The sequence below is a fragment of the Caballeronia udeis genome, assembly GCF_044909315.1.
Taxonomy (GTDB): Bacteria; Pseudomonadota; Gammaproteobacteria; order Burkholderiales; family Burkholderiaceae; genus Caballeronia; species Caballeronia udeis_A.
This window is the reverse complement of record NZ_JBIYEB010000033.1, coordinates 85,761-108,417: the sequence shown is the minus strand read 5'-3', so window position 1 is coordinate 108,417 and position 22,657 is coordinate 85,761. Positions and strand designations below refer to the sequence as shown.

Genomic DNA, 22,657 nt, shown 5'->3' with positions numbered 1-22,657 from the left:
GTTCAGCGCACTCTTTTCATCCTTCCAGATCCCGGGACTAAAACCGCCCCGAAACGTGCATACGCTCACCGCACCATCGCGCTCGCCCGTAGCGGGTACGGGGCCCGAAACTACGTCCTGTCTATAATAGGCACCACATGTGGATGGTTTGGAGAACGCAGGGCAAGTTGCGCCTTGGGGCGGTAGTTCGCGCCAAGGTGCAGGAAAAGCCCTGCAGGAGGCCCTGATGAAGGATCGCGTCGAGTACAAACGCAGCAACGAGATTCCGGGTCTCGTGCTTAGCGAGGCGCGCTTTTCCGATTTCCGCTTCGAACGTCATTACCATCTGGACTACCATGTCGCGCTGGTGACCGAGGGTGTCCAGCGACAGGGATTCCATGGCGAAACGCTGCTGCTCACGCCAGGCAGCATCCAGTTGATGCCACCCGGCGAGGTGCATGACGGCATCAGCGCCGGGGACGAGTCTTACACACTCAAGACATTTCGCCTCTCACCTCGGTTACTGAACGGACTTGGGGAGGAAATCTCAGGCCAACATCGTTTCCCCGCACAGGGTGGGGTGGTCCTTCAGGATTCGTCGCTTGCCGGTCACCTGTCCCGATTGCACGATGCACTGCGGGCGGCTCCGCCGGGGTCCGAGCCTATGGAAGTACAGTCAGAATGGCTGACGTTACTTGACCGCCTGTTCGTCCAGACGCGTATGGTCAAGCCGCAGTTTGTCAGAGGCACACTCACACCGGTTCAGTGGCAGCGAGTCAGGGAGTATTGCGATGTCCACCTGGCCGAAAAAATTACCCTCGAAGAACTTGCGGCCCTTTGTAACCTCGAGCGCTTCCATTTCCTCAAGCTTTTCAAGCAAACAGTCGGCATGACTCCACACGCCTGGGTCGTACGGCTGAGGCTGGAGCGTGCGTGCTCCTTGCTGAATCGCACCGACCGCTCTCTGACACAGGTGGCTCAGGAAGTTGGCTTCTACGATCAGAGCCACTTCAATCGGGCGTTCCGGCAAGCCTTTGGTGTATCCCCGTCGAAGTATTGACATTCCAGACCGCAGCAGACGACCGGGTCCGAGCGCTGCGCCCTCCAGCACTCCCCCAGCAGCCAGACGAAGCTGCATCAGCGCGGCATTAGCGTCACGCGGCCCTATGCCAGGCAGCGAGTACATGCGCGGCATCTCATCGGCGCTGGGCGCCCCGTCGACGATTCAACCCCACAAGCGCAAACCCTCAATTTTTTCCAAGCGGGACGGGCGTGCGTCCTTTAACTTGGCGTCATGCGGGAAGTGAGTTGTCTTTCCGCGATTGTCGCGCTGCACGAGTCGCCTTTTGCCAACCAGCCGCGCCTCACGTCAAGTGGGTTTTGACCAAGCAGGAGCGCAATGGGGAATGGGCATTGAGGAATACGAAATGACAAAACGCACCTACTACAACAGTGACGAACTGACGATGCGTACGCAGGTACTTGACTGTTCCCCCGCCGACGACGGCAAGTTCCGTGTGACGCTGGCCGAGACCCTGTTCCACCCGCAAGGCGGCGGACAGCTGTCCGACCAGGGGAGTATTGCCGGCGTGAGGGTCGGGCGCGTGATTCAAGAGGGTGACGAGGTTGTTCACATCGCCGAACAGGAAGTCGCCGTTGGCGATGCGCTGATTGAAGTATCGCCCGGGATCCGCATGCTGCATGCACGGCTTCACTCTGCCGGTCATCTGATTTCCGGCGTCGTGGAGCAGAGCGGTTGGTACGCGAGCAAAGGTCACCACTGGCCCGGTGAGGGAAGGGTGGTTTTCGAGCCACGCGGTAACCCGCAACCGCTGACCGCGGAGGGCGTGGAGCAGACGGTCAACCAGCTCATTGCAGATGACGTACCGAGGCATCTGGCCGAAAACGACGGCATGAGGACTGTGTGCTTCGGTGACCTGCCTATGCATAGCTGCGGCGGCACGCACGTCAAGTCTGCTGGACAGGTCGGCCGCATCAGGATCCTGAAGATCAAGGAGAAGAAAGGACAGCTCTCGATCCAGTACGACCTCGAATCCTGATTTTTTCGTTTTTCACTCGTGCCGTGTGCCCACATGCGTCGGGCATCGCCCCCTGTTTCACCCTTGAGGAGATTTTATGAACCGCGCTGAGCTGGATGCCCGTCTCGCAGAACTGGGCATTGAACTCCAACCGCCGAAGGCGGCGATCGCCAACTACGTACCTACCATTCTGGCAGCTGGTTTTTTGCACATTTCCGGGCAAATCGCCTTCAAGGACGGCAAGCCGTTCGCGCTCGGCCAGGTCGGCCAGGAAGTGAGTATCGAGCAGGCGAAAGAAGCCGCGCGACTGAGCGGCATGGCGATTTTGTCGCAACTTCGTTCGCAACTGGCGGACGGCGTGAGCGTGATCCGCGTCTGCTCCGTGACAGGCTACGTGCACGCAGCCACGGAATTTACGGAGCACCCGGAAGTCATCAACGGAGCCTCCGAGGTCCTGGTTGAAGTCCTGGGCGACAAGGGAAGGCACAGCCGTGCCGCAGTAGGCGTATCGAGCCTGCCGTTTCGTTGCCCGGTCGAGGTCTCCGCTGTCATCCAGCTTGGCTGACGAAAAATGCCAACGCCTTCTACAGATGAAGTCCTGCTATGACACTGCATATCGAAACACCGCTAATCAAGTCCCGAGCTCTCTCACTTAAGACTGGCAGAACGGTTCTTCTGAAGCTTGAAGGGTTGCAACCGAGCGGCTCATTCAAGCTGAGAGGTGTTGGATTCGCCTGCGAAGAACATAAGCGCCGGGGTGCGCGCCGCTTCGTCACGGCGTCAGGAGGTAACGCGGGGTATGCGGTGGCCTACGCGGGCCGGGAGCTTGGCATTCCGGTGACGGTCATTGTGCCGCAGACAACATCCGAGCGGGCCCGTGCCCTCATTCGTGGCGAAGAAGCGGAGGTCGTGGTTCACGGGGCGTCGTTCAGCGAATCCAACGACCATGCACATTCGATTCTGGGCGATGGTGACGCGTATCTCCATGCGTTCGATGACCCTCTGTTGTGGGAAGGCCACGCAACGATGGTCGAGGAGATCGCCCGGCAAACCGAGCGCCCCGATCTCCTTGTTTGCTCGGTCGGCGGCGGCGGCCTGCTTGCAGGCGTCGTTGAAGGACTGCGGCGAGTTGGCTGGAGCGATATACCGGTGTTGGCCGTCGAGACCGACGGCGCCAGTTCTTACAACGAGGCGCTGAAGACTGGCGCGCCGGTCGCGCTCCCCAAAATCCAATCCGTGGCCACGTCGCTGGGTGCCAACAAGGTAGCCGCGCGCATCGTGGCGCTCGCCAGGGAGCATCAGATCCAAAACTGCCTGGTGACTGACGCTGAAGCGATCCAGGGCAGCGTGACCCTGCTCGAGGAGCATCGCCTTCTGACCGAACCGGCCTGCGGTGCGTCGGTGGCGGCACTCGCCCGGGTTCCCGAGTATTTCCCGGATGCGCAGCGCATCGTCGTTATTGCCTGCGGTGGTGTAGGCACAACCAGCCAGCAGTTGCTGGAGTGGTCCGATTTTTATCGGCCGGAGAGCGACCAGGCCTTCGCCGGTCATTCCGATGAAGTGAATTCGCCCGGGAGTCAGCAACCATGAACGACGTTCTTATCAGTTCGCTTGGTGACGAGCTGTACGCCGCAGCAAAAGACTGTTGCGTGCTCGACCCACTCACCAGTCGCCATCCGGATCTGACGATCGATGACGCGTATCGCATCCAGCAACGCCTGAACGCGCGCCGCATCGAAGCGGGGGAACGCATCATCGGCAAGAAGATAGGTGTGACGTCACAGGTCGTGATGGACATGCTCGGGGTCTATCAGCCTGATTTCGGCATGCTCACCGACGCGATGCTTTACGAGGAAGGCGACGTGATTCTCGCCGCCTCCCTGATCCAGCCCAAGGCGGAGGGAGAAATTGCCTTTGTGCTCAAGCACGATCTGCAGGGACCGGGCGTGACCGCGGCGGATGTCCTCGCCGCAACGGCAGGCGTGGTGGCCTGCTTCGAGATCGTCGACTCGCGCATTCGGGACTGGAAAATCCGCATCGAAGACACGGTTGCCGACAACGCATCGTGCGGCGTGTTCGTGCTTGGCAAACGCGTTGTGGATCCGCGCGAGGTTGATCTGGTCGGATGCGCGATGAAACTGGAGAAGAATGGCGAGGTGGTGACCACAGGCTCAGGTGCTGCTGCGCTTGGAAACCCGCTCGAAGCGGTTGCGTGGCTGGCCAACACGTTGGGTCGACTGAACGAGTCGTTGAAGGCAGGTGAAGTGGTGCTGTCTGGTTCATTAGCCGCGATGGTTCCGGTCGCGGCCGGCGACAGCCTGCATGTTGCTATTGACGGCATCGGCAGCTGCTCGATGCGCTTCGCGTGATCCATTCGTTTGATCCAAAGGAGGAGACATGGCAAAGAACAAGGTGAAGTGCGCGGTGATCGGTCCGGGCAACATCGGTACCGACCTGTTGGCAAAGCTGCAACGCAGTGACGTGCTGGAACCGGTATGGATGGTGGGTATCGACCCCGGGTCTGATGGCCTGAAAAAGGCACGGGAGTTGGGACTGAAAACCACGTCGGAAGGCGTGGACGGCTTGCTGCCCCATGTGCAAACCGACGACATCCAGATTGCATTCGACGCGACAAGTGCGTACGTCCATGCGGAGAACTCACGCAAGCTGAATGAACTGGGCGTGATGATGATCGATCTCACGCCGGCGGCCATTGGCCCGTATTGGGTGCCGCCCGTCAATCTGAAACTGCAAGTTGGCAAAGGCGCGATGAACGTCAACATGGTGACTTGCGGCGGCCAGGCGACGATCCCCATGGTTTATGCGGTGTCACGTGTACAACCGGTACGGTATGCCGAAATCGTCGCGACGGTGTCCAGCCGGTCGGCCGGTCCGGGAACGCGCAAGAACATCGACGAATTCACGCGTACGACAGCCGCTGCAATCTCAAAGGTCGGTGGAGCCAGGGAAGGTAAGGCGATCATCATCATCAACCCGGCGGATCCGCCGCTCATGATGCGCGATACCGTGCATTGCCTCGTAGAGGGCACGCCTGATGCCGCCGCGATCGAGAAGTCGGTACACGAAATGATTGAACAGGTACGCAAGTACGTGCCCGGCTACAGGCTTGTCAATGGCCCGGTGTTCGACGGTGATCGGGTCTCGATCTACCTGGAGGTCGAAGGCCTGGGCGACTATCTGCCCAGGTATGCCGGCAACCTCGACATCATGACGGCGGCCGCCGCGCGCACCGCCGAGATGTTCGCCGAAGAAATCCTGAGCGGCTCGCTCAAGCTCGAACCTGCCGCTCACCAAGAAGGAATCAGACATGAACGTCAAAGGTAAGAAAATTGTCGTGCATGACATGACGCTGCGCGACGGAATGCATCCGAAACGTCAGCAGATGACTTTGGACCAGATGAGGGTAATCGCACAAGGTCTGGACGAAGCGGGCGTGCCGCTGATCGAAGTTACGCATGGCGATGGACTGGGCGGCAGCTCCGTGAACTACGGCTTTCCCGCTCACACGGACGAGGAATACCTCTCGGCCGTCATCCCCCTCATGAAGCAGGCCCGCGTCTCGGCGCTGCTGATTCCCGGCATTGGCACGGTGGACCATCTGAAAATGGCACACGAGCTTGGCGTGAACACGATCCGCGTGGCCACGCACTGCACTGAAGCCGACGTCTCGGAACAGCACATCACGCTCGCGCGCAAGCTCGATATGGATGCCGTCGGCTTTCTGATGATGGCGCACATGCATACGCCCGAAGGTCTCGTGAAGCAGGCCAGGCTGATGGAAAGCTACGGAGCGAACTGTGTCTACGTGACTGACTCCGCCGGGTACATGCTTCCAGAGGACGTAAGGGCCCGCCTTTCAGCTATGCGCGCGGCGCTGAACCCTGCGACCGAACTCGGCTTTCATGGTCACCATAACCTTGCAATGGGTGTTGCGAACTCCATCGCTGCCATCGAGGTTGGCGCGACCCGGGTCGATGCAGCCGCTGCGGGTTTGGGCGCCGGTGCCGGTAACACGCCGATGGAAGTGCTCGTCGCGGTGTGTGACCGCATGGGCATTCAGACGGGTGTCGACGTCTGGAAAATTCAGGACGTGGCCGAGGACCTGGTCGTACCTATTATGGATTTTCCCATCCGCGTTGATCGCGATGCGCTCACGCTCGGTTATGCAGGCGTGTACGGTTCCTTCCTCCTTTTTGCCAGGCGCGCAGGACAAAAGTACGGCGTGCCGGCTCGTGACATTCTGGTTGAACTGGGGCGCCGTGGCATGGTGGGCGGCCAGGAGGACATGATCGAGGACACGGCGCTCACCTTGGCCAAGGTGCGAAATCTGAAACCGGCCGCTGCGGACCCGCGTGCGGCGTGAGTTCCGCTTCGGGCGCGACAGCGCGCTTCACTGCACGCGCGTTTCTCTCAGCGGGTGGACACGGTATTTGACAGGCGTGGGCCTCCGGCAGCGCGTCGCTTTGCGGGGCTTGAAGGGAGAGATTCCACGGCCGCGGTAGCGGCCGCTTGTGCCGATTGACGAAGACATTGCGCCCGACACCGCATCCACCCGCCGGTTGTGTAGAACGATGGCATCAGTAAAAAAGCTCTCACCCAGCTTCTTGCCGATGAGATCGCTGAACAAGGCACGGACTTCGTCCGTTTCATTGAGCATTGTCATTTCCACATTGAGCATCGTCATTTCCATTGTGCTGCCGGCCTCCTCTCGACCGGACCGCGATCCCGCCTAGGGTGACTGGACCGGGGGTGGAGTCCTCGATGACCTGAGACGGCGCCACATTGCCCCTTGCCCCCGGCGCGAACGCTAGAATCCGCAGGTCAGGCTCGGCATCAAGGAGCCGCCCGTCCGGGGAGATGGCGATCTTGTTCCCCGGCAAGCCAGACCCAGTGATTCCCGTGGCTGGACCGCTGATTGTCCGTACCGGCGGCACGTCGCCGTTCGCCTTGGCGGCGAAAACGCTCACCTGGATCTGCGTCATGTCCGAGGTCTGGTTGTACACGAATAACTCGTCCGTACTTGGATCGACAGCGATCGTCATGTTGTTTCTTGGAAAAAGTCCGGCCCCCGGCAGCAGGCCGGTTTTGCTACCCGTGAGGCTGCGCAGAAGCGGCGGCGAGGTCATGCTCCGACTCGTGCCAAGCGTGTCGATGATCGCCGACCCCCGTATGTCATAGCCCGCAATCAGCAGATTGTCGTCGCCGTCAATCGCAATGCTCACGTACTGGACGATATTCGGATCGGTAATGTGAATCGGATTGGTTACAGGCCCAGAGCTGTTGGGCGGAGCGACCAGCACCCCGGCTTCCGCGGGGCGAACGGTCATGACGAAGTCGTTGAGGTGGGAATCCACCGCGATGCTGAGCAGGTCATTTGTTGTCGTCAACATGAACGACCGACTGGGCGCCTCATTGCCCTCGGCCTTCCGCGGAAAGATGTCGACCGTGCTGCTGGTAAGAAACTGCGCGACGTGAAAGAAGTCCTTCTTGTCGATCACCGCCGCTCCGGCGGTCATGAGGGTGGTGAGCGGCCCTTGCAGCACCTGGCAGGGCTCGGTCGCTCCGTTGGCACGCAAGGAGTAACCGCGAATCTGATCACCGAGAACGAGGAAGACGGCATTGTTGGGGCAGGCGGCGTGCGCCAGTTGGACCCCGAACAGCATACTGATGACGGCGACACATAGCGCGGGTTTCATGACACGCCTCCTTGGTCATATTGTGCGAATGCGCTAATCAAGCATAGACCCCGGGCGGAGGCCGGGCGGAGTTCCGGCAGTTGGAACCTGTGTTTTGGCGGGCGATGCGAGGGAACACGCATCGATATGGAACGGTAGTCCGGTGTGCTAACGTGTTATGGCCTCATGTCGCATATGAACGACCGTTTTTTTAACGCATGATTGGCTCCAAAAATTCTGCATTCCTGGCGATCGTCTCCTCTGCTTGATCTCAACGATCGCCGGCTGTGCAAGCGATGCGTTAAGCATTTCCTTCACGGATATAGCTTTTCGTGGTTTCCCAGCATCTCGACGAATTTTCGAATGCGACTTTCACGCGTTTCGACCTTCTTCGCGGCCTGAATTCTGAAGAGAATGGCGTATCTATTCTGGCTGTTCAAGGATGCAAAAAATATCTTGGCTTTGGGGTTGCGATCTAGAAGCACCTAAAAATCGGCCGGTATTACGGAGGTTCTTGCCGAGTCATATGCCGCATCCCAACGTCCGTCATTCCTGGCACGCTCAATTTCCTTCATCCCGGCAGCCTTCATCTGACCGCTTGCGATGAGCGTTGTCGCCTTATCGCGGTTGATCTTGGACCACATGCTCTTCGCCGATCTCGCCGTGAAACGTTGCAGCCAGAAGTGCTCGTTATCGGTTTTCTTCTGGCCGTCGATCCATCCATAGCAAAGAGCGACTTCGATCGCTTCCGCGTAGCTGACAGAAGGGGTATCTGCGGTCTTTTTAGCGAGACGAAGCCAGATGCCCTTCGAAGCGAGATGGTTCTTGGCAAGCCAGGCGGCCCATGCAGCGCGGGTCTCGCATGCCAGCACGGGTTCATTTGTAGTTGTCGCCGGCATATCAGAGACCAGGTTGTCAGTTATAGGAATGGTTTCGCGGAAATCGCTGCTGACCTATGAGTTCGCGAATGCATTCTTCCAGGGTGAGGAAAACACGAGCACGCCATTCGACGAATCTTTTACCGGCCAGACTCCATTACCTTCGCAGGATTGCCGGCGACTTTAGCTGCGAAGCCAGGAGGCCGCTTCGGGTCCGGTCACTGTCTCATCCGATCGCTCCGGCCGGTCCCTCATTGAAGCCACTTCCTCACGTCTTTTTCCCACTCCGGATCGCCGCAGCCTTTCGGGTTCTCTGGCCCAAGTACGGTGATGTAGTCTTTGCTTTTCATACAGGACTCGTACGCACGAACTTTCGAGCATTGGTCCGGACCCGCCTTCCTCGAGACTGCTTTGCATTGTGCGGTCGTCCTGTCCATCGGACCGAAGTCCATATCGTCCGCCTGATTTAGCATCGGCGCATCGGCATCCGACGGGGAAAACTCGACAGGGCCGGTCTGCGCACAAGCGGTCAACACCAGACCAGCGAATGCGGTAATGAAGAGAAGATGAACACGCGGTCCCATGGATCGGCTCCTGCTCGAAAGAGGTTGATGAAGCATACCGCTAAGTGGATGCATATCGGGCGGACGGTTGCCATCCGACCCGTATCGCGAACGCCTGTCTCACGGTGGCTCGCCGCCCGGAGGAGGGCCGCGGTGGTCGCGGCCACGCCGGTCCCCCAGGGCTGAAGTTCGTGCTGTCAAGGAAGGTGCGGTGCCACGGCTAGTTCGGTTCGTGTTGGGGCGTGCTATACATTTTTGTATAGCTGCCATACGACTATAGGCAATTTTCGTATTGGTGATTATTGAGCAAACTAGGGCCTTCAGTAGCGGAACCGACCAAAATCGAAGGAGCAAGGCATGAACATCGCAGCCATTGATACCCGGACAACTCCCCACCAGGGCGGCTGCGAAGCAGCGGCGTGTGCTACGCGGGTCGGGGAGGTGGTATTCGCCGCTGCAGTCGCAGCGCTTGAGGCCCGGTTGGGGATGCCGGTTCAGCCGTTTCTCGACGGTTACCTGAGACCTGTGCTTTCTCGCGTTGTCTCAAACTCCGCTGCAATCTTCCGCCTCCGCCCGATTTGAACTTTCACCTCCAGGAGAACTGCCATGTCCAATGGAAAGTCAACTATGGTCCGAGCTGTCCTGTGGCAGCGCGTTGAGGGATTCATCATCTTTGCGGTCGGTGTCGCGCTCTTCTGGCACGAGAATAAAGCTATGCCGTGGTGGGGCGCACTTCTGATTTTCTTCGCGCCGGATCTCAGCTTCCTGGGCTATCTGTTTGGGCCGAGAACGGGAGCGCTTTGCTACAACGCGGCCCATATCTATGCTTTTGGTGCAGCTTCGCTCGCAATTGGGCTGATCGTGCCGATCCCACTCCTTGTGCTGCCCGGTGCACTCTGGCTGGCACATTCAGGATTCGATCGCATGCTTGGCTATGGTCTGAAATCACCCGAAGGTTTTGCTTTTACGCATCTTGGCCGGATCGGAAAGCAGCCTTGAAACAATCGGCCCAAAGCGTCAGGGCGTTGCCGTCTGCACCGCTGGCTCTATGGGTCAGTGCATGCTCTCAGACCAGCCGCGCCGTCACAGGGACTCAAGGGAATCTGTCAACGAGGTCCTGCAAATTGCGAAGATCGTCCTCCGTGTTCGCGTACGAGCTTGCCGATTTCATCCATCTCGCGAGCACGTCATTTGCCCAGTTGTAATATATCGACCTACGCCGGGGGTCGCCACGCGCCCGCTGGCGTAACTCCATAATTTGACGTTCTGCGTTATCTGTGAGCTCTCTATAGGGCTGCATGGAAAACGACTCCTCACTCGATTTCCCAATTTAAGAAGCGGCAAGCGTTCGCTGATCACGACGCTGAAATCCAATAATATTAAGCTCAAGAATCGAGAGTGAGAAGAAAATAAAACGTGGATTCCGTCTATGGCTGACCGTCGCTGCACAACTTGATGCGGCAGGTCGAGACGATCAGGAGCGGCCGCTCATTCGAGTCTTAAATCATCGATTGCTTTTAGCCGGCCGACCTTGCCTGTCCGCAATGCTCGGGCGCGTTGATGATAACGGCATGTACGCATGCCTCGGCCGGCCAACTTCACACGGCGATCGGGACAAACTCCAACATCGAAGGACGAAAGTTACATACATATGGGGAGTTCACAGATTCAAACCCATGTAACTGGCCGTATCCATACCGTCTGTCTGGCTATGCTTATTGGCGCTAAGTTCAACAGGAAAGCGTGATCGCGAAACGGCTATTGGCCACTAGAGATTGCTACGAAAAATTCTGCGATTTTCCTCTCAATATCAGCCTGGGTAGCTGCCCGATCGACACCTTGCGCGTCATTGCACAGCGCCGGCACATCTGACTTCAATGCCCGCGGGCAAACATCCGTCATGACGAAATGACCGCCTGATACATAGTCGACCTTGGGCGGGTGCGGAAGACCCGCTATCAGGGCCTCCAGGTTGTGGTCGTTCACGTTGTCGTCGGACCCAATTAACAATCTAATGCGGCTGCCTGTTCCAGGCGTGAATGTACCAGGCAGGGTGACTTGACAGCCATGTTTCAGGCCGCAGCGTGAGCGGGTTGCACTTCAACGGTGACATGCGACAGTCCCTTGAAGCGCTTAAGAGCCGCATGATAAAAGCGCGAGTCGTGCTGCGATTCATCGGTGGCAATCGACACCACCGCGCTCATGTGACCGGGACCCACCCGCCATACATGCAGGTCGACAACCTTGTCGCCATGGTCTTCTATCGTGTGACGCACATTCTCCGCCATGCGCCGGTCGGGGTTCATGTCGAGCAGGATCGCACCCGTGTCGCGCATCAATCCGTAGGACCAGTTTGCAATCACCAGCGCGCCGATGACACCGGCCAGCGGGTCCATCCAGAGCCAGCCAAATGCGCGTGCCAGTACGAGGCCGATGATAGCCAGCACGGAGACCGCCGCATCCGCCATCACATGGATATACGCAGACCTGATGTTATGGTCGCGGGTCGCTGCGTCATGCGCGTCGTCATGGTGTTCATGTTCTTCAAATTCGAGCTCGTGCTCGCCGTCCGGCATCCGCACGATGGCCTTGAATGCATGCGGCTCAGGAATGTCCTCCCTCGATTCCAGATAACCGCCACGGTCCGCCAGCGCGAATACCCGTTGCGTTCCATCGGGCCGCACCGTCGTAACGAGCACGGCGGACGCGTCCAGTCGTGAACCTTCCGTTGCCGGTGTAATGCGGAAAACCGGTGGCACGCCGTCCTCGAAGATGGAAACGGCAAACACGCCGGATGGGGCGAAAACCCTCTGCACGTCCTCTTCGTGAGCGTGGTCGTCATGACCATGGCTGTGTCCGTGGCTATGACCGTGGCTGTGTCCGTGATCGCCGCCGCTCAGTAGCCACACGCTTGCCAGGTTGACAAGCAGTCCGACCACCGCGATGGGGATTGCTTCACCGAAATGGATGGGCACCGGCGACAGAAAGCGCGAGACCGCCTCGTAGCCAATCAGCACCGCAATCATCGCGAGCACGATCGCACTCGTGAACCCTGCGAGATCACCGAGCTTGCCCGTACCGAACACGAAGCGGGAGTCGCTGGCGTGTTTGCGCGCGTAGGTGTACGCAAGAGCTGCAATGAGCATCGCCCCGGCGTGCGTCGACATATGCAAGCCGTCGGCAACGAGCGCAAGCGAACCGAACATACTGCCGCCGATAATTTCAATCAGCATCATCGCGCTGCACAGCGCAATCACGGCCCACGTCTTGCGCTCATTCTTTTCATGACCGGCACCCAGAAAGATGTGGTCATGTCCCGCGCCGAACGCGGCGTCCTTAAAATCGCTCATTTTTGACTCTACTTGAAATAGCTGTGAACAACTTCGATGAGCTGGTCAGTCGCGCTGCCGGCCGGCTCTTCGTTAGTGTCTGCATCCACGAGGTGGGTGCGAATATGGTCCTCGATAACGACGGCGAGGAGACCGTTCATGGCCCCGCGACAACTCGTGATTTGTTGCAGTACCTCGACGCATCCGTGCTCCTGCTCGAGCGCTCGCTCAATAGCGTCAACCTGCCCCTTGATGCGGCGGACCCGGTTAAGCAGCTTCTGTTTCTCGCGAATGGTGTGGCTCATTGATGACCTCGTCTATACCGTACGGGAGTATATGCATGATAGGGTAGGGGGGTATACTAATTTAACTTGACGGAAAGAGAATTGAAAGACATTGGCGGCGTCCAATCCTGCTTCGTCTTTCGGGGATTTGTTGCGGGAAAACAGCGTGTGCCAGCGAATCCACAGCAGGTGGCCGGGCACGCGATGGGGCGTCGGTGTTCGACCGAGACGCGCCAGGTGCGGCAATCATTGCAATTAGCTCGTGCCGGGTTGGGGTCCAGTCACAAGGAGGAAGCAGGCGTTCGTTTTCCTGACGTAATCGGCTGCTTCTGGCCGATGGCGGCGGTTCATCCTGGTTCGCCTCTGTCAAAGCGACTTTGCCGGCCGGTTACGGCCCGGTCAGTCCCGCTCTTCGCGATGTGCGTCGCCGGCATTCCCGTTCTCGCTCTCGCCATCGGATAGCGTGTCCGGCGGATTCTCCGGCGTGTGATGCGGCAATTTCTTCCCGGTGAACAGGTGTTTTCTGATTCGATCAGCGCTGTCCAGAAGAGGGGTTCGCATGTACCAGGGCCACCAGGCAAGGTGGTAGAACAACAGGCACGCGCCACGATACCCTCGCAGCCATTCCCGGCGGATTCCGTCTCTTGGAAAGGTGTCAAGTGTCCGATGCCCAACCGATATGACGCCAATCGTCATCCAGGCGACAGCGATCAGCAGAGTTGGAAACGACAAGGCGCAGGCCCCGATGAACAGGGCAAGCGGCAAACAGATCTCAGGTGCCGAACGCGTTTTCATGACCTGTTCCCCTCGTCACGAGCGAACTGACTTTTTTTATTAGCTTACTCCACTGGGCAAGAAGGGAAAGCCCCCGCACCGCGCGGCTGGCTGTATCCGGATCGTCGGCCGGCTGGTCCTTATGGAATGCGCTTGCGCCGTTTTCGACAAGACTTACAATGTGCGTTTTGTCAGCCGGCGTTGCGTCAACGCTGGCCTGCGCGAAGGTCAATTCATTGATGACGGGGGCGAGGATGAAGGACAGGGCCACCGTTCTGTGTGTTCGAGATAACCGCATTCTCCTGGTCGCCAGGGAGCGGTCTCGATGGGCGCTGCCGGGTGGAAGAATTCGCCGGGGTGAAGCGCCTCATGAAGCTGCGTTGCGTGAACTGGAAGAAGAAACCATGCTCGTCGCTAACGAGCTAATGTACCTTTTCCAGTTTAGTGGCTTCAACACGCTGCACAATGTCTTCTTCGCTGACGTGGCACAACACACAACCGCACAGCCCAGCAACGAAATCGCGAAGTGCAGGTGGTTTGTTCCCGTCAAGATAGCGACGCTTTCCGCCAGCGTGCCAACTCGTGGAATCGTGGAGCTTTTCTTCAAGCACATTGGCGTTTTGGGACCTGACGACAGTCGGCAGCCATCGCAGCGCATGCCTGACGGTTCACGCATATCAGTACCGACGCGAACGGCAGTTTCCGGTGCTCCCGCGCTGCTAAAGGGCCACTAAGGCCGAGCGCCTGACCGCGTTGAAGTCTCCCTGGCGTTCGATCAGGCGACAGCGTCACGGGCGCTCTTGTCCGGAGCTGGTCCTGAGGCCAGGCGATCGGAGCCTATATTCCGGATGCTTGCGCGGCACGCATGGCATCGCCCACGGTGTAGGTATAGGCCTGAAGCTCGGCCTCTGCCGGCGGCTGAATGAACAGTCCTCCGCCATTGCCTTCGCTCGGGCTGCCCATGATCGGGTACCCGTTCGGCGTGGTCATGTCGAGCATCCCGACGAAACCTTTCTCCCAGTGTTCGTCGAGGAAGTCACGGTAGGCGACGTAGCCGTACGCGAACAGGTTCGTCCTTTCTTCCATCAGGTCGCGCACCTGTTGCCCGGTCAGGTGCACCGGCTCCCTGAATGTGTATGTTTCCCCGTTGCTCACCACGTCCGAGAACTGAACCGGGGTCTTCGCAAGGCCCAAGGGGTAGCGGGGTTTCGGTTCAAGGTTGAATGCCAGAGTGGGTTTCAACGCAATGCGGATGATCTCGGCCGCGGTGCGGCCCAGATTCAGCAGGGTCACCTCGACAACGCCCGTCCGGTCTTCAAGCGATGGGCTCATGTCGTTCAACAGCAGGCGCATGGAACTCACCACCCAGCGAGGCCGCTCGGCGGCGATGGCTGCGTCCACGCTGGCCCGGGCCGCTTCGGCGCTTTTCTCCGCCGCTCTCGCGGACGTTTCCGCGGTCCTGCCGCCGGCCCTGGTTTCGCGCCAAAGACTCCGGGTGGAAAGCCACAGAAAGCCCGTAAAAATGGCCAGGACAAGGGTCACCGCACCGATCACCATGTCGTTGTACTTGATGCCGCTGTGGCCGTTGTTCCAACGGAAATACTCGTCGGGCTCTCCCTTGTTATCGTCGTTGTTACCTGGGGCAACCAGGTGGTCCCGCGCGACGGCGGTATTCCGGGCACCGGATGTTTCGATCATCGGCGGGTTCGAAGGCGGAGTGTCGACAGGCGCCGAGGCAACCGTGGCGGGCGGTGTGGGCACGGGCGCGACGGATGCGGTCGATGGTACTGGCGCGGCCGCAGCCGCGGGACTTGTCTCGGTAACCGTCCCTTTGACGGACGACGCCGGGGCCGCGTACAAGGATTGCCCCAGTGCGATTCCGCCGCTGGGCGTGGGGTCCGTGTTGTCGCCCGCTGCCGCCATGACAGTGAGGGACGGCAACAGCAGCGCTATGAGCAAAGGCAGGGCAGCTTTCAGCATGGTCGTCGTTCAGGTTTGCAAAATGCACTCCGCGCGCTCCGAGCGGCCGAGGAAAAATCCCTGCGCGCTGGTACAGCCGGAGGCGCGGACAAAGTTCAGTTGTTCGTGCGTCTCGATACCTTCCGCCGTGGTCGGAATGCCCAGTTCGTGGGCGAGCGCCACGATCCCGCGCACCACCGCCGCCGACTCCCGTCGATGAACCGATTCACGCACGAACGAGCTGTCGATCTTCAGCGTGTCGAACGAAAAGCGGCATAGATTCGACAGCGTTGAAAAGCCCGTTCCAAAATCGTCGAGCGCGAGCCCGATACCCATTGCGCGAAGTTTTTCCACATTGCGCCGGGTCGGGACATCGTCGCTCATGAGCACGGTTTCCGTGACCTCGATGTTCAGGCGCGACGGCGGCAACCGTGACTCTTCCATGACCGACGCAACCAGGTCCGCGAACGAATCTTCCCGCAGTTGCACAGGCGATACGTTCACCGCCACGACCACGGGTTCACGCCAGAGCGCCGCTTCCGCGCAGGAGCGCCGGAGCACCCATTCCCCTAGCGGCAGTATTAGTCCCGTCCGTTCCGCAATTGGAACGAAGGTCGTGGGCGGCAACTCGCCTCTCGTGGGATGGGCCCAGCGCACCAGCGCTTCGCGCCCGGTGACAACGCCGCTGGCCAAATTGACGATGGGTTGATATTCCATCCGCAAGCCGCTGCCAAACGATTGAAGCGCGCCTTCCAGATCGCTGCGCAGCAGGCTCAGGCTGTCGTCGGAGGCGTGCGTCTTGGCATCGAAGACGGCAAAGGCGCTCTTGCCGCTGCGTTTGACCGCATACAACGCCCGGTCGGCGCATATCAGGAGTTGCGGTCCCGTTTCCCCATGCTCGGGGTATTGCGAAATCCCGACACTCGCGCCAATCCGCACCAGCGCCTCGTTAAGTACAAACGGCCGCGCCAGCGTCTTCACAATCTGATCCGCCAGCAGCCGGACCTCCTCGCTCATGGAGGCGTCGTTGGAGATGGCCACGAATTCATCGCCCGCGAGGCGGCCGACAATGTCGCCCTGACGCAAGACGGCCCGCAAGCGCTTGGCGGATTCCTGGAGCACGAGGTCGCCGGCCGCATGCCCCAGGCTGTCGTTGATTGCCTTGAAGCCATCCAGGTCGATCAACAGCACCGCAAACGATCCGGGCTTGAGCGCCGGCTCGGCATCGGTACGGTTCAGCAAGAGTTCGCTGATGCGGGCGCGATTCGGCAAGCCCGTCAGGCTGTCGTGCCGGGCAAGGCGGTTACTGGTTTCCTGCGCGAGCAGCAGCGCGACAGTGTCCTTGTTGCTGCGGATGGCCACCGTGAAAAAGCCGGCAGCGCAAAACGGTGCCTGGAACAGCAAGACGATTTTTCCGGAGTCCGGAGAGAGCGCCGCGCCAATGCCCAGCAGCGTAAAGATGACCGAGATCTGGATCAGGACCAGCCGGGGCGTGCCCGCGTTACGGCCGGCCAGGCCGCCCACCACGCCCACGGCGCACACGTTGCCCAGCAGGAAAAGCGTCTGGTCGCCGCTGATATTGCATAAGAGGGCACCGAGCCCGAGCAGCGCGCTCCACAGGATGCTGGCAAGCAGGAACAGCGATGTGGGCGTGGGCTGGTTGCGGGCGCTACGCCTGCAACAAATGGCGATCAACGACAGGCGCACTGTCAGGAGCGCGATCACGGCGAGCGTCCACAACGCGTAGCCGATGCTCGGATAAAGATAAAGGGCGGTGGCGCAAACGCTGATTTCGCAAACTGACGCCATCGCAATGGACGCCGTCCTGGTGAACAGGTTTGACAGCAATATCTGTCGATTATCAGCGCTCAGGTCTTGAGCGGATCCCACTAACCATTTAAAAAATGGCAACCTCGGTTCACTAAACGCCATGGCATGCGCAATATAGGTAAGTACTTGGTTATCGGCGCGACTGGCTTTTTTTCTGAGCTCAATTATCCCGGTAATTGTGTCCGCTGCTCGAATAATCTGATGTTACGCCCGTGCGGTTACGGTGGGTATCGGGCGTATACGAGGGCGCAACAACGCGGTTTTGCGGTCAGGGCTCTCACCCGGCCGATGCCGGACGAGGCCCCAAGCGAGGACACCCGGAGCATGGCCTCATTCGCGAGGGCAATGCTGCTTGCGGAAAATAATACGGATGCGCGGTTGTTTTGCACCGCGGCACGGCAAGCCGGGACAGCATGAAGACAGACCGGCGGCGTTGAGTTGTCCGGCTCGCTTTGCGTCTGAAGGTAAAATGTAAGAAATGGCGCGGCGGATTTAGTCTTGTCCGGAGCGAGTGCATTAGCAGACTCGCATCGCGCATCGTGCCGTGCGGTCTTCAACTTGAGGGACAAAACATGAAGCGTGGTATCTGCTCATTCATTGCGTTGATGGTTGCGGCTCCGGGTGTCGCTATGGCATTTAACGAAGACGCGTCATACAACCAATGCGTGATGCAATCGCTGAAAGGGGTAAGGACCGTACAGGCGACCGATCTGATTACCACGTCGTGTCGAAAACTCTATAAGGAGAGCGCTTTCCTGAATGACAGCGAGAAAACTATCGGATCTGTCTTGTGCAGAACCTGCAGGGAATAGAGAACGACTACGCTGCGCAACAAGTGGCGACAGCCTGCCGCCGGGCGAATAGCCGCTGAGCCGGCATTGCCCCGGGCGCGTACATCACGCAATCGCCCGGACGCGGCGCACCACTCAAGCAGCGCGCCGTGTCACTGAAACCAATCAGAAGCGGTGGATGATGCCTACGCCCGCAGCAAACTGGCTGGGCGACGATGACGGCGCGGATTGGAAGCCGTCGCCAACCGTCGCGGTTGCATTGATGATGTTACCCGCGCCACTTGTGCCGAGCGTCTTTCCGTTCGCGCGCTGATAGGCCTGCAATGCATAGAGGCCGGTTCGTTTGGAGAGCGAATAATATTCGGACAGGTTGAACTGCTGGTACTGCGCGGAACTGGTAATACCGTTGGCTTTCGTCGCACGCGTATAGCTGTAGCCGGCAGCCAGGTCGACCAGCGGCAATGCCTTCCAGTGCAGCACCGCGCCGCCCGTATTGAAGATCGCCGTGGTCTTGAAGCTCGAGTTGATGCCCGGGATGTACTGCACGTTCGAGTATGAGAAGGAGACATCCAGTGTCTGCGTGAACGTATAACCGCCGGTCACGGCAATGCGCTGTTGCGCCTGAGCGGTCTGGTAACCGTTCGTGACCGCCGATACACCCGACTGGCCCGCGGTATTGGTGGTGGAATCCGCACCGAACGCGCCGCCGCCCGGGGTCGAGTTGTTGATTCGCGTGATGCCTGCGGCAATCCCGAACGGCCCGTTGAGGTACTGGACCGCGCCGCTCCATGTCGAGCCCTGGTTCACGCTGCCGGGAACGCCGGCAAACGAATACGAACCGCTGGCGGTGAAACCGAAGAGCTTGGGCGACGTGTACACGAGCGAATTGTTGGCGCGATAAACCGTGTCCAGTTCGTCCAGGTCGCCCGGATGCGCGCCGAAGAAACCGGTAAGCCAGGTCGTCGGGCTATAGGGTGAAAGCAGCGTGTAGTAGGACGTGTACTGGCGGCCGGCGGTGAGCGTACCGTAGACCGGGTTGGTCATGCCGACCCATGCTTGCCGGCCGAACATGGCGTTCGTGTATTGCTGCGCACCCGACGCCGCGTTGAAACCCGACTCCAGCTGGAAGATGGCCTTGGTGCCACCGCCCAGGTCTTCCGCGCCCTTGAGGCCGAAGCGGCTGCCCGCCCAGATTCCCGAAGCCATTTTTATGTTGGAGGCTCCGCCCTTGGTCGAACCCAGCGACGTCTGACTGCTCTGGTAGGCAATCGAGTCATCGATAATGCCGTACAGCGTCACGCTATTTTGAGCGAAGACCGGCGAGGCGAGGGTGGCGAGGCTTATTAGTACGGCTTTTTTGGCGTGGCGTGACTGCATGATTTATCTCCTCTTGTTGTATCGCTGATTGCGACGCGGCCAGCAGCGTCGCGGGTTTTTCCTGCTTGCTTGCCTGCTTAACGAAAAATCGGGCGGTGAAGTTCCTGGGCTTCACGCCGTGTGTCTGGACTGAACAATACTTTTCAGGCGATGTCTCCCGAATCACTTGAAAAGTAATCTGTATTCCTTATAGAACCCCCGCGTAACCACATTCCGGAGCACCGTGTACACCCGGACGCACCGCAAGCAGATGGCCGTCGTGTTCGTTCGCGCCATCAGCCGGCCGGATCGATGTGACAAAGAGCGTGTCGAGTTCGCGGCCGCCGAACGTGCACATCGACGGTTTCGTGACGGGCAGCGCAATGCTCCGGTCCAGCCGGCCGTCAGGCGTGAAACGCAGCAGCAGACCCGCGTCGTTTGCACAGGTCCAGTAGCAGCCGTCGGAGTCGACAGCCGCGCCGTCCGGGCGGCCCGAGAACTGATTCAGGTCGGCGAAGACGCGCCGGTTGCGTGGTTCGCCGGCATCGGTGTCGTAGTCGAAAGCCCAGACAAGCCTGCGCGCCGGATGTGAATCGGAGAGATACATCGTCGTGCCTTGCGGCGACCAGGCGAGTCCATTCTGCACGATCAGGCCATCTACAACGGATGTGGACAGCGTGCCCTCGGCGTCGTATCGGTAGAGCGAGCCTGCGGGGCTGACCGCCGCCATGTCCTGCACCATCGTGCCGGCCCAGAAGCGGCCTTGACGATCGCAGCGGCCGTCGTTGAAGCGCATGCCGGGCAGCGGAAAATCCGGGGCGGCGAGCTTGCGTACGCTCGCTTCCGGCGCAGTCGGCAGCGACACCGCGAAGAGTCCGGTCTCACATCCGGCGAGCACGGTGCCGTGACGGTCGAAGGTGATGCAGGCCACTTTTTCGGGCAAGCGCCAGCCGGTCTTCTTGCCTGTGCCAATGTCCAGACGAGCGATGGTGCGCGCCGGGATATCGACCCAATACAGCGCCTGTTCCTGTTCGCGCCAGACCGGGCTTTCGCCTACTTCGCAGGGCGCCTGACCCGCGCCTTCGAGGCGCTCGACCGTCACTGTTTCGGGTTGCATGTTGTTCATGACAGGGACCCCAGCAGCCAGTGCAGCGAACTCATGGCTGCGGGCGAGGCGTTGGCTTCAGCGCCGCCATGCAGGAGCACGCTTAATGAACCCGCGCCGAGTGCCGCCAGCACACCGCGCGGCTTGTGCGGCGAGGCGTGCAGCGAGATGTGCGGGTTGCGAGGGGAGAATCTTTTCAAAGTGTCTCCGGGTGACGTGAGCGTTGTGCGAAGAAAGGCGAATCGAAGAAGGCCGGCAATGCGGCGGCGCGAAGCTTACTTGCCTTCAACGAAGACGGCGTGAAGCCCGCGCCGCGCCCGTGGTTCGCGCATGACAACGCACCGTAACCGCAACGCTAGGCACCGGCCGGACTCGGCAGGTTGACGTCTGTGCGGCGATTGACCAGCGAAGGCCGCACAAGCGTCCAGAGCAGGACCACGCCGATCAGGTCGCCAAAGCCGAGCGCAACGAAGAACGGCGCATAGCCGATGGTCGCGACCAGCCCGCCGATCGTGAGCGTGAAAATCAGGTTGCCGATCCCCGCGGACAGTCCAGCAAAGCCCGTGACCGTTGCCACTTCGCTGCGGGGGAACAAGTCGGCGGACATCGAAATGACGGCGATGGAAAGCGTCTGGTGCGCGAAGCCGCCGAGACACAGCAGGAAGATTGCCGTGCCCGGAACCTTCACATAGCCGACGCCCGCCATGGCGGTCATGATCACCGCGCCGATCGTGAAGACAATGCGCTTGCCGTTGATTATTTCAAGGTTGAAGCGCTTGTTGAGGTACAGCGAGATCGACCCACCCATCATGCAGCCCACGTCCGCCGTCACGAACGGCAGCCATGCTGTCATTGCAATGGTCTTGAGGTCGAAGCCGCGTGCCTGGTGAAGGTACAACGGCATCCAGAACACGAGGGTGGTCCACACCGGATCGGCGAAAAACCGCGGCAGGGCGATGCCCCAGAAGTTGCGTTGTCTGAAGATCGCACGCAGGTTGGGTTTGGCGCCGCTGTCGGAGAGTTCGGCGTGTTCGCCTTCGACAATATAAGCAGCTTCCGTCGCCGTGAGCGCTTTGTGTTCGTCGGGGTGCCGGTAGAAGATGATCCACAGCACGGCCCAGACGAGGCCAAGGCAGCCCGCGATCACGAAGGCCATCTCCCAGTTGTACTTGAGGATCGACCACGCGATCAGCGGCGGCGCGGCGATCGCACCAACCGATGTGCCCATGTTGAAGATACCCGCCGCCAACCCGCGCTCACGCGCCGGGAACCAGAACGCGGCCATACGCATGCCGGCCGGGCCGAATGAGGCTTCGGCGAGCCCGAGCAGGCCGCGCAGCACGAAGAGGCCGACCCAGCCGCTTGCAAAGCCATGGGCGATACACACGACCGACCACATGACGCCGCAGATCAGGAAGCCGAAGCGCAGGCCGATACGATCCATCAGGTAGCCCGTTATCGGGCCCCCAAGCGGGTACATCACGAAGAACGCGCCGGTGATCCAGCCGTACTGCGCGGTGCTGATGTGCAGGTCCTGCATGACCGTTGGCGCGGCGACGCTCAGCGAACTGCGAGCCAGGTAGTTCATGACCGTGCCGAGGGTCAGCAGGGCGATCATCCACCAGCGCAGCCCTCTCAATTTGATCGCCATGTCGGTACGTCTCCGTTCGTTATTTGTTAGCCGCGCGGCCGGCTGCGGCTTCTGCGTGCACGCTCGTCATTCTTCGTTCGATCATTTCGGACAGCGATGACGATGCGCAATGGGTGCAGCAGTAAGGTATGTTATGCAATGTGAACGCATCGTATGTCAGATGACTAATCTCGCGCAATACACAAGGCATCCACGTTTACACCAGTAAAAACCTCGGCAAGTTCTTAAATGTTGGGGCTTTTAGGGTGGTCGGTGGGTGACAATATCCGTCGGAAGGGGTTTTGCGTGGATGGATAGTGATTTAATGTTAGATGACGTCAGACAACAAAGGGCTTGTGCTGAGGCTTTCAAACGGGATCCAGCACGCCTATCGATAAATACACAGGGTCCTGCTGTTGCACAAAATGTGACGATTCCCTATAG

Annotated in this window: 22 protein-coding genes and 2 pseudogenes; 10 read left to right on the top strand and 14 right to left on the bottom strand. The window is 59.7% G+C overall.

Features of this window, described 5'->3' with window-relative positions; translation table 11 throughout:
* The first annotated feature begins 226 nt into the window (after window positions 1-226).
* From ABH944_RS36815 to dmpG, 7 genes are all read left to right on the top strand, one after another.
* On the top strand, window positions 227-1,039 hold the full coding sequence (locus tag ABH944_RS36815; RefSeq protein WP_404612692.1) for an AraC family transcriptional regulator: 813 nt from the start codon (window positions 227-229) through the stop codon (window positions 1,037-1,039).
* A 367-nt stretch (window positions 1,040-1,406) separates the two neighbouring features.
* The gene (locus ABH944_RS36810; RefSeq protein ID WP_404612694.1) at window positions 1,407-2,039 is read left to right on the top strand and encodes an alanyl-tRNA editing protein; all 633 of its coding nucleotides are present in this window, start codon (window positions 1,407-1,409) and stop codon (window positions 2,037-2,039) included.
* Window positions 2,040-2,115: 76 nt separating this feature from the next.
* Entirely contained in the window at window positions 2,116-2,583 is a 468-nt protein-coding gene (locus tag ABH944_RS36805) for a RidA family protein (protein ID WP_404612696.1), read from the top strand.
* A gap of 38 nt (window positions 2,584-2,621) precedes the next feature.
* Window positions 2,622-3,608 carry a pyridoxal-phosphate dependent enzyme gene (locus tag ABH944_RS36800; protein WP_404612698.1) on the top strand — a complete coding sequence of 329 codons (987 nt, stop codon included), beginning with the start codon at window positions 2,622-2,624 and terminating at the stop codon, window positions 3,606-3,608.
* Window positions 3,605-4,387, top strand: coding sequence for a 2-oxopent-4-enoate hydratase (gene dmpE, locus ABH944_RS36795; RefSeq protein ID WP_404612700.1), 783 nt, complete (start codon window positions 3,605-3,607; stop codon window positions 4,385-4,387). Before ABH944_RS36800 ends, dmpE begins: the two co-directional genes overlap by 4 nt.
* Before the next feature lie 28 nt (window positions 4,388-4,415).
* Window positions 4,416-5,363 (top strand): acetaldehyde dehydrogenase (acetylating), encoded by a 948-nt coding sequence (locus tag ABH944_RS36790; protein ID WP_404612702.1) that lies wholly within the window; start codon window positions 4,416-4,418, stop codon window positions 5,361-5,363.
* Entirely contained in the window at window positions 5,347-6,402 is a 1,056-nt protein-coding gene (gene dmpG / locus ABH944_RS36785) for a 4-hydroxy-2-oxovalerate aldolase (protein WP_404612704.1), read from the top strand. The genes ABH944_RS36790 and dmpG overlap by 17 nt, the downstream gene beginning before the upstream one ends.
* A gap of 27 nt (window positions 6,403-6,429) precedes the next feature.
* Here dmpG and ABH944_RS36780 read toward each other — a convergent pair whose 3' ends face one another.
* The 4 genes and pseudogenes from ABH944_RS36780 to ABH944_RS36765 form a co-directional block, all read right to left on the bottom strand.
* Window positions 6,430-6,717: a hypothetical protein gene (locus ABH944_RS36780; RefSeq protein ID WP_404612706.1), complete on the bottom strand. Its 288-nt coding sequence runs from the start codon at window positions 6,715-6,717 to the stop codon at window positions 6,430-6,432.
* Entirely contained in the window at window positions 6,686-7,735 is a 1,050-nt protein-coding gene (locus ABH944_RS36775) for a hypothetical protein (protein ID WP_404612708.1), read from the bottom strand. Before ABH944_RS36775 ends, ABH944_RS36780 begins: the two co-directional genes overlap by 32 nt.
* Window positions 7,736-8,028: 293 nt before the next feature.
* Window positions 8,029-8,613, bottom strand: a pseudogene (locus ABH944_RS36770) (YdeI/OmpD-associated family protein).
* A gap of 230 nt (window positions 8,614-8,843) precedes the next feature.
* On the bottom strand, window positions 8,844-9,176 hold the full coding sequence (locus ABH944_RS36765; protein ID WP_404612710.1) for a hypothetical protein: 333 nt from the start codon (window positions 9,174-9,176) through the stop codon (window positions 8,844-8,846).
* A 336-nt stretch (window positions 9,177-9,512) separates the two neighbouring features.
* On the opposite strand from ABH944_RS36765, the gene ABH944_RS36760 reads away from it, so the two are divergent.
* Window positions 9,513-9,737: a hypothetical protein gene (locus ABH944_RS36760; protein ID WP_404612712.1), complete on the top strand. Its 225-nt coding sequence runs from the start codon at window positions 9,513-9,515 to the stop codon at window positions 9,735-9,737.
* Between the two features lie 24 nt (window positions 9,738-9,761).
* Window positions 9,762-10,154: a DUF4260 domain-containing protein gene (locus ABH944_RS36755; protein ID WP_404612714.1), complete on the top strand. Its 393-nt coding sequence runs from the start codon at window positions 9,762-9,764 to the stop codon at window positions 10,152-10,154.
* Between the two features lie 1,073 nt (window positions 10,155-11,227).
* Here the strand turns inward: ABH944_RS36755 and dmeF are convergent.
* The 4 genes from dmeF to ABH944_RS36735 all read right to left on the bottom strand — a co-directional run bounded on the left by dmeF (window position 11,228) and on the right by ABH944_RS36735 (window position 13,813).
* Window positions 11,228-12,505: a CDF family Co(II)/Ni(II) efflux transporter DmeF gene (gene dmeF / locus ABH944_RS36750; protein WP_404612716.1), complete on the bottom strand. Its 1,278-nt coding sequence runs from the start codon at window positions 12,503-12,505 to the stop codon at window positions 11,228-11,230.
* Between the two features lie 8 nt (window positions 12,506-12,513).
* Entirely contained in the window at window positions 12,514-12,789 is a 276-nt protein-coding gene (locus tag ABH944_RS36745) for a metal/formaldehyde-sensitive transcriptional repressor (protein WP_404612718.1), read from the bottom strand.
* Between the two features lie 378 nt (window positions 12,790-13,167).
* A complete protein-coding gene (locus ABH944_RS36740) occupies window positions 13,168-13,563 on the bottom strand; it encodes a hypothetical protein (protein WP_404612720.1) in 396 nt (131 codons plus the stop codon).
* Complete coding sequence (locus tag ABH944_RS36735) at window positions 13,541-13,813, bottom strand: hypothetical protein (protein ID WP_404612722.1); 273 nt, start codon at window positions 13,811-13,813, stop codon at window positions 13,541-13,543. The genes ABH944_RS36740 and ABH944_RS36735 overlap by 23 nt, the downstream gene beginning before the upstream one ends.
* Here ABH944_RS36735 and ABH944_RS36730 point away from each other — a divergent pair.
* Window positions 13,797-14,153 (top strand): annotated as a pseudogene (locus ABH944_RS36730) (NUDIX hydrolase); the annotation flags it as partial. The gene ABH944_RS36735 and the pseudogene ABH944_RS36730 overlap by 17 nt on opposite strands.
* 226 nt (window positions 14,154-14,379) lie before the next feature.
* Here ABH944_RS36730 and ABH944_RS36725 read toward each other — a convergent pair.
* The 6 genes from ABH944_RS36725 to ABH944_RS36700 form a co-directional block, all read right to left on the bottom strand.
* Window positions 14,380-15,522, bottom strand: coding sequence for a hypothetical protein (locus ABH944_RS36725; RefSeq protein WP_404612724.1), 1,143 nt, complete (start codon window positions 15,520-15,522; stop codon window positions 14,380-14,382).
* Window positions 15,523-15,531: 9 nt separating this feature from the next.
* Window positions 15,532-17,433, bottom strand: coding sequence for a putative bifunctional diguanylate cyclase/phosphodiesterase (locus ABH944_RS36720; protein ID WP_404612726.1), 1,902 nt, complete (start codon window positions 17,431-17,433; stop codon window positions 15,532-15,534).
* An 854-nt stretch (window positions 17,434-18,287) separates the two neighbouring features.
* Window positions 18,288-19,499, bottom strand: a complete 1,212-nt coding sequence (locus ABH944_RS36715) for a porin (protein ID WP_404612728.1) — start codon at window positions 19,497-19,499, stop codon at window positions 18,288-18,290.
* A 187-nt stretch (window positions 19,500-19,686) separates the two neighbouring features.
* A complete protein-coding gene (locus tag ABH944_RS36710) occupies window positions 19,687-20,604 on the bottom strand; it encodes an SMP-30/gluconolactonase/LRE family protein (RefSeq protein ID WP_404612730.1) in 918 nt (305 codons plus the stop codon).
* Window positions 20,601-20,783, bottom strand: a complete 183-nt coding sequence (locus ABH944_RS36705; RefSeq protein ID WP_404612732.1) for a hypothetical protein — start codon at window positions 20,781-20,783, stop codon at window positions 20,601-20,603. The genes ABH944_RS36710 and ABH944_RS36705 overlap by 4 nt, the downstream gene beginning before the upstream one ends.
* Window positions 20,784-20,938: 155 nt before the next feature.
* On the bottom strand, window positions 20,939-22,234 hold the full coding sequence (locus ABH944_RS36700) for an MFS transporter (RefSeq protein WP_404612734.1): 1,296 nt from the start codon (window positions 22,232-22,234) through the stop codon (window positions 20,939-20,941).
* Between the last annotated feature and the right edge of the window lie 423 nt (window positions 22,235-22,657).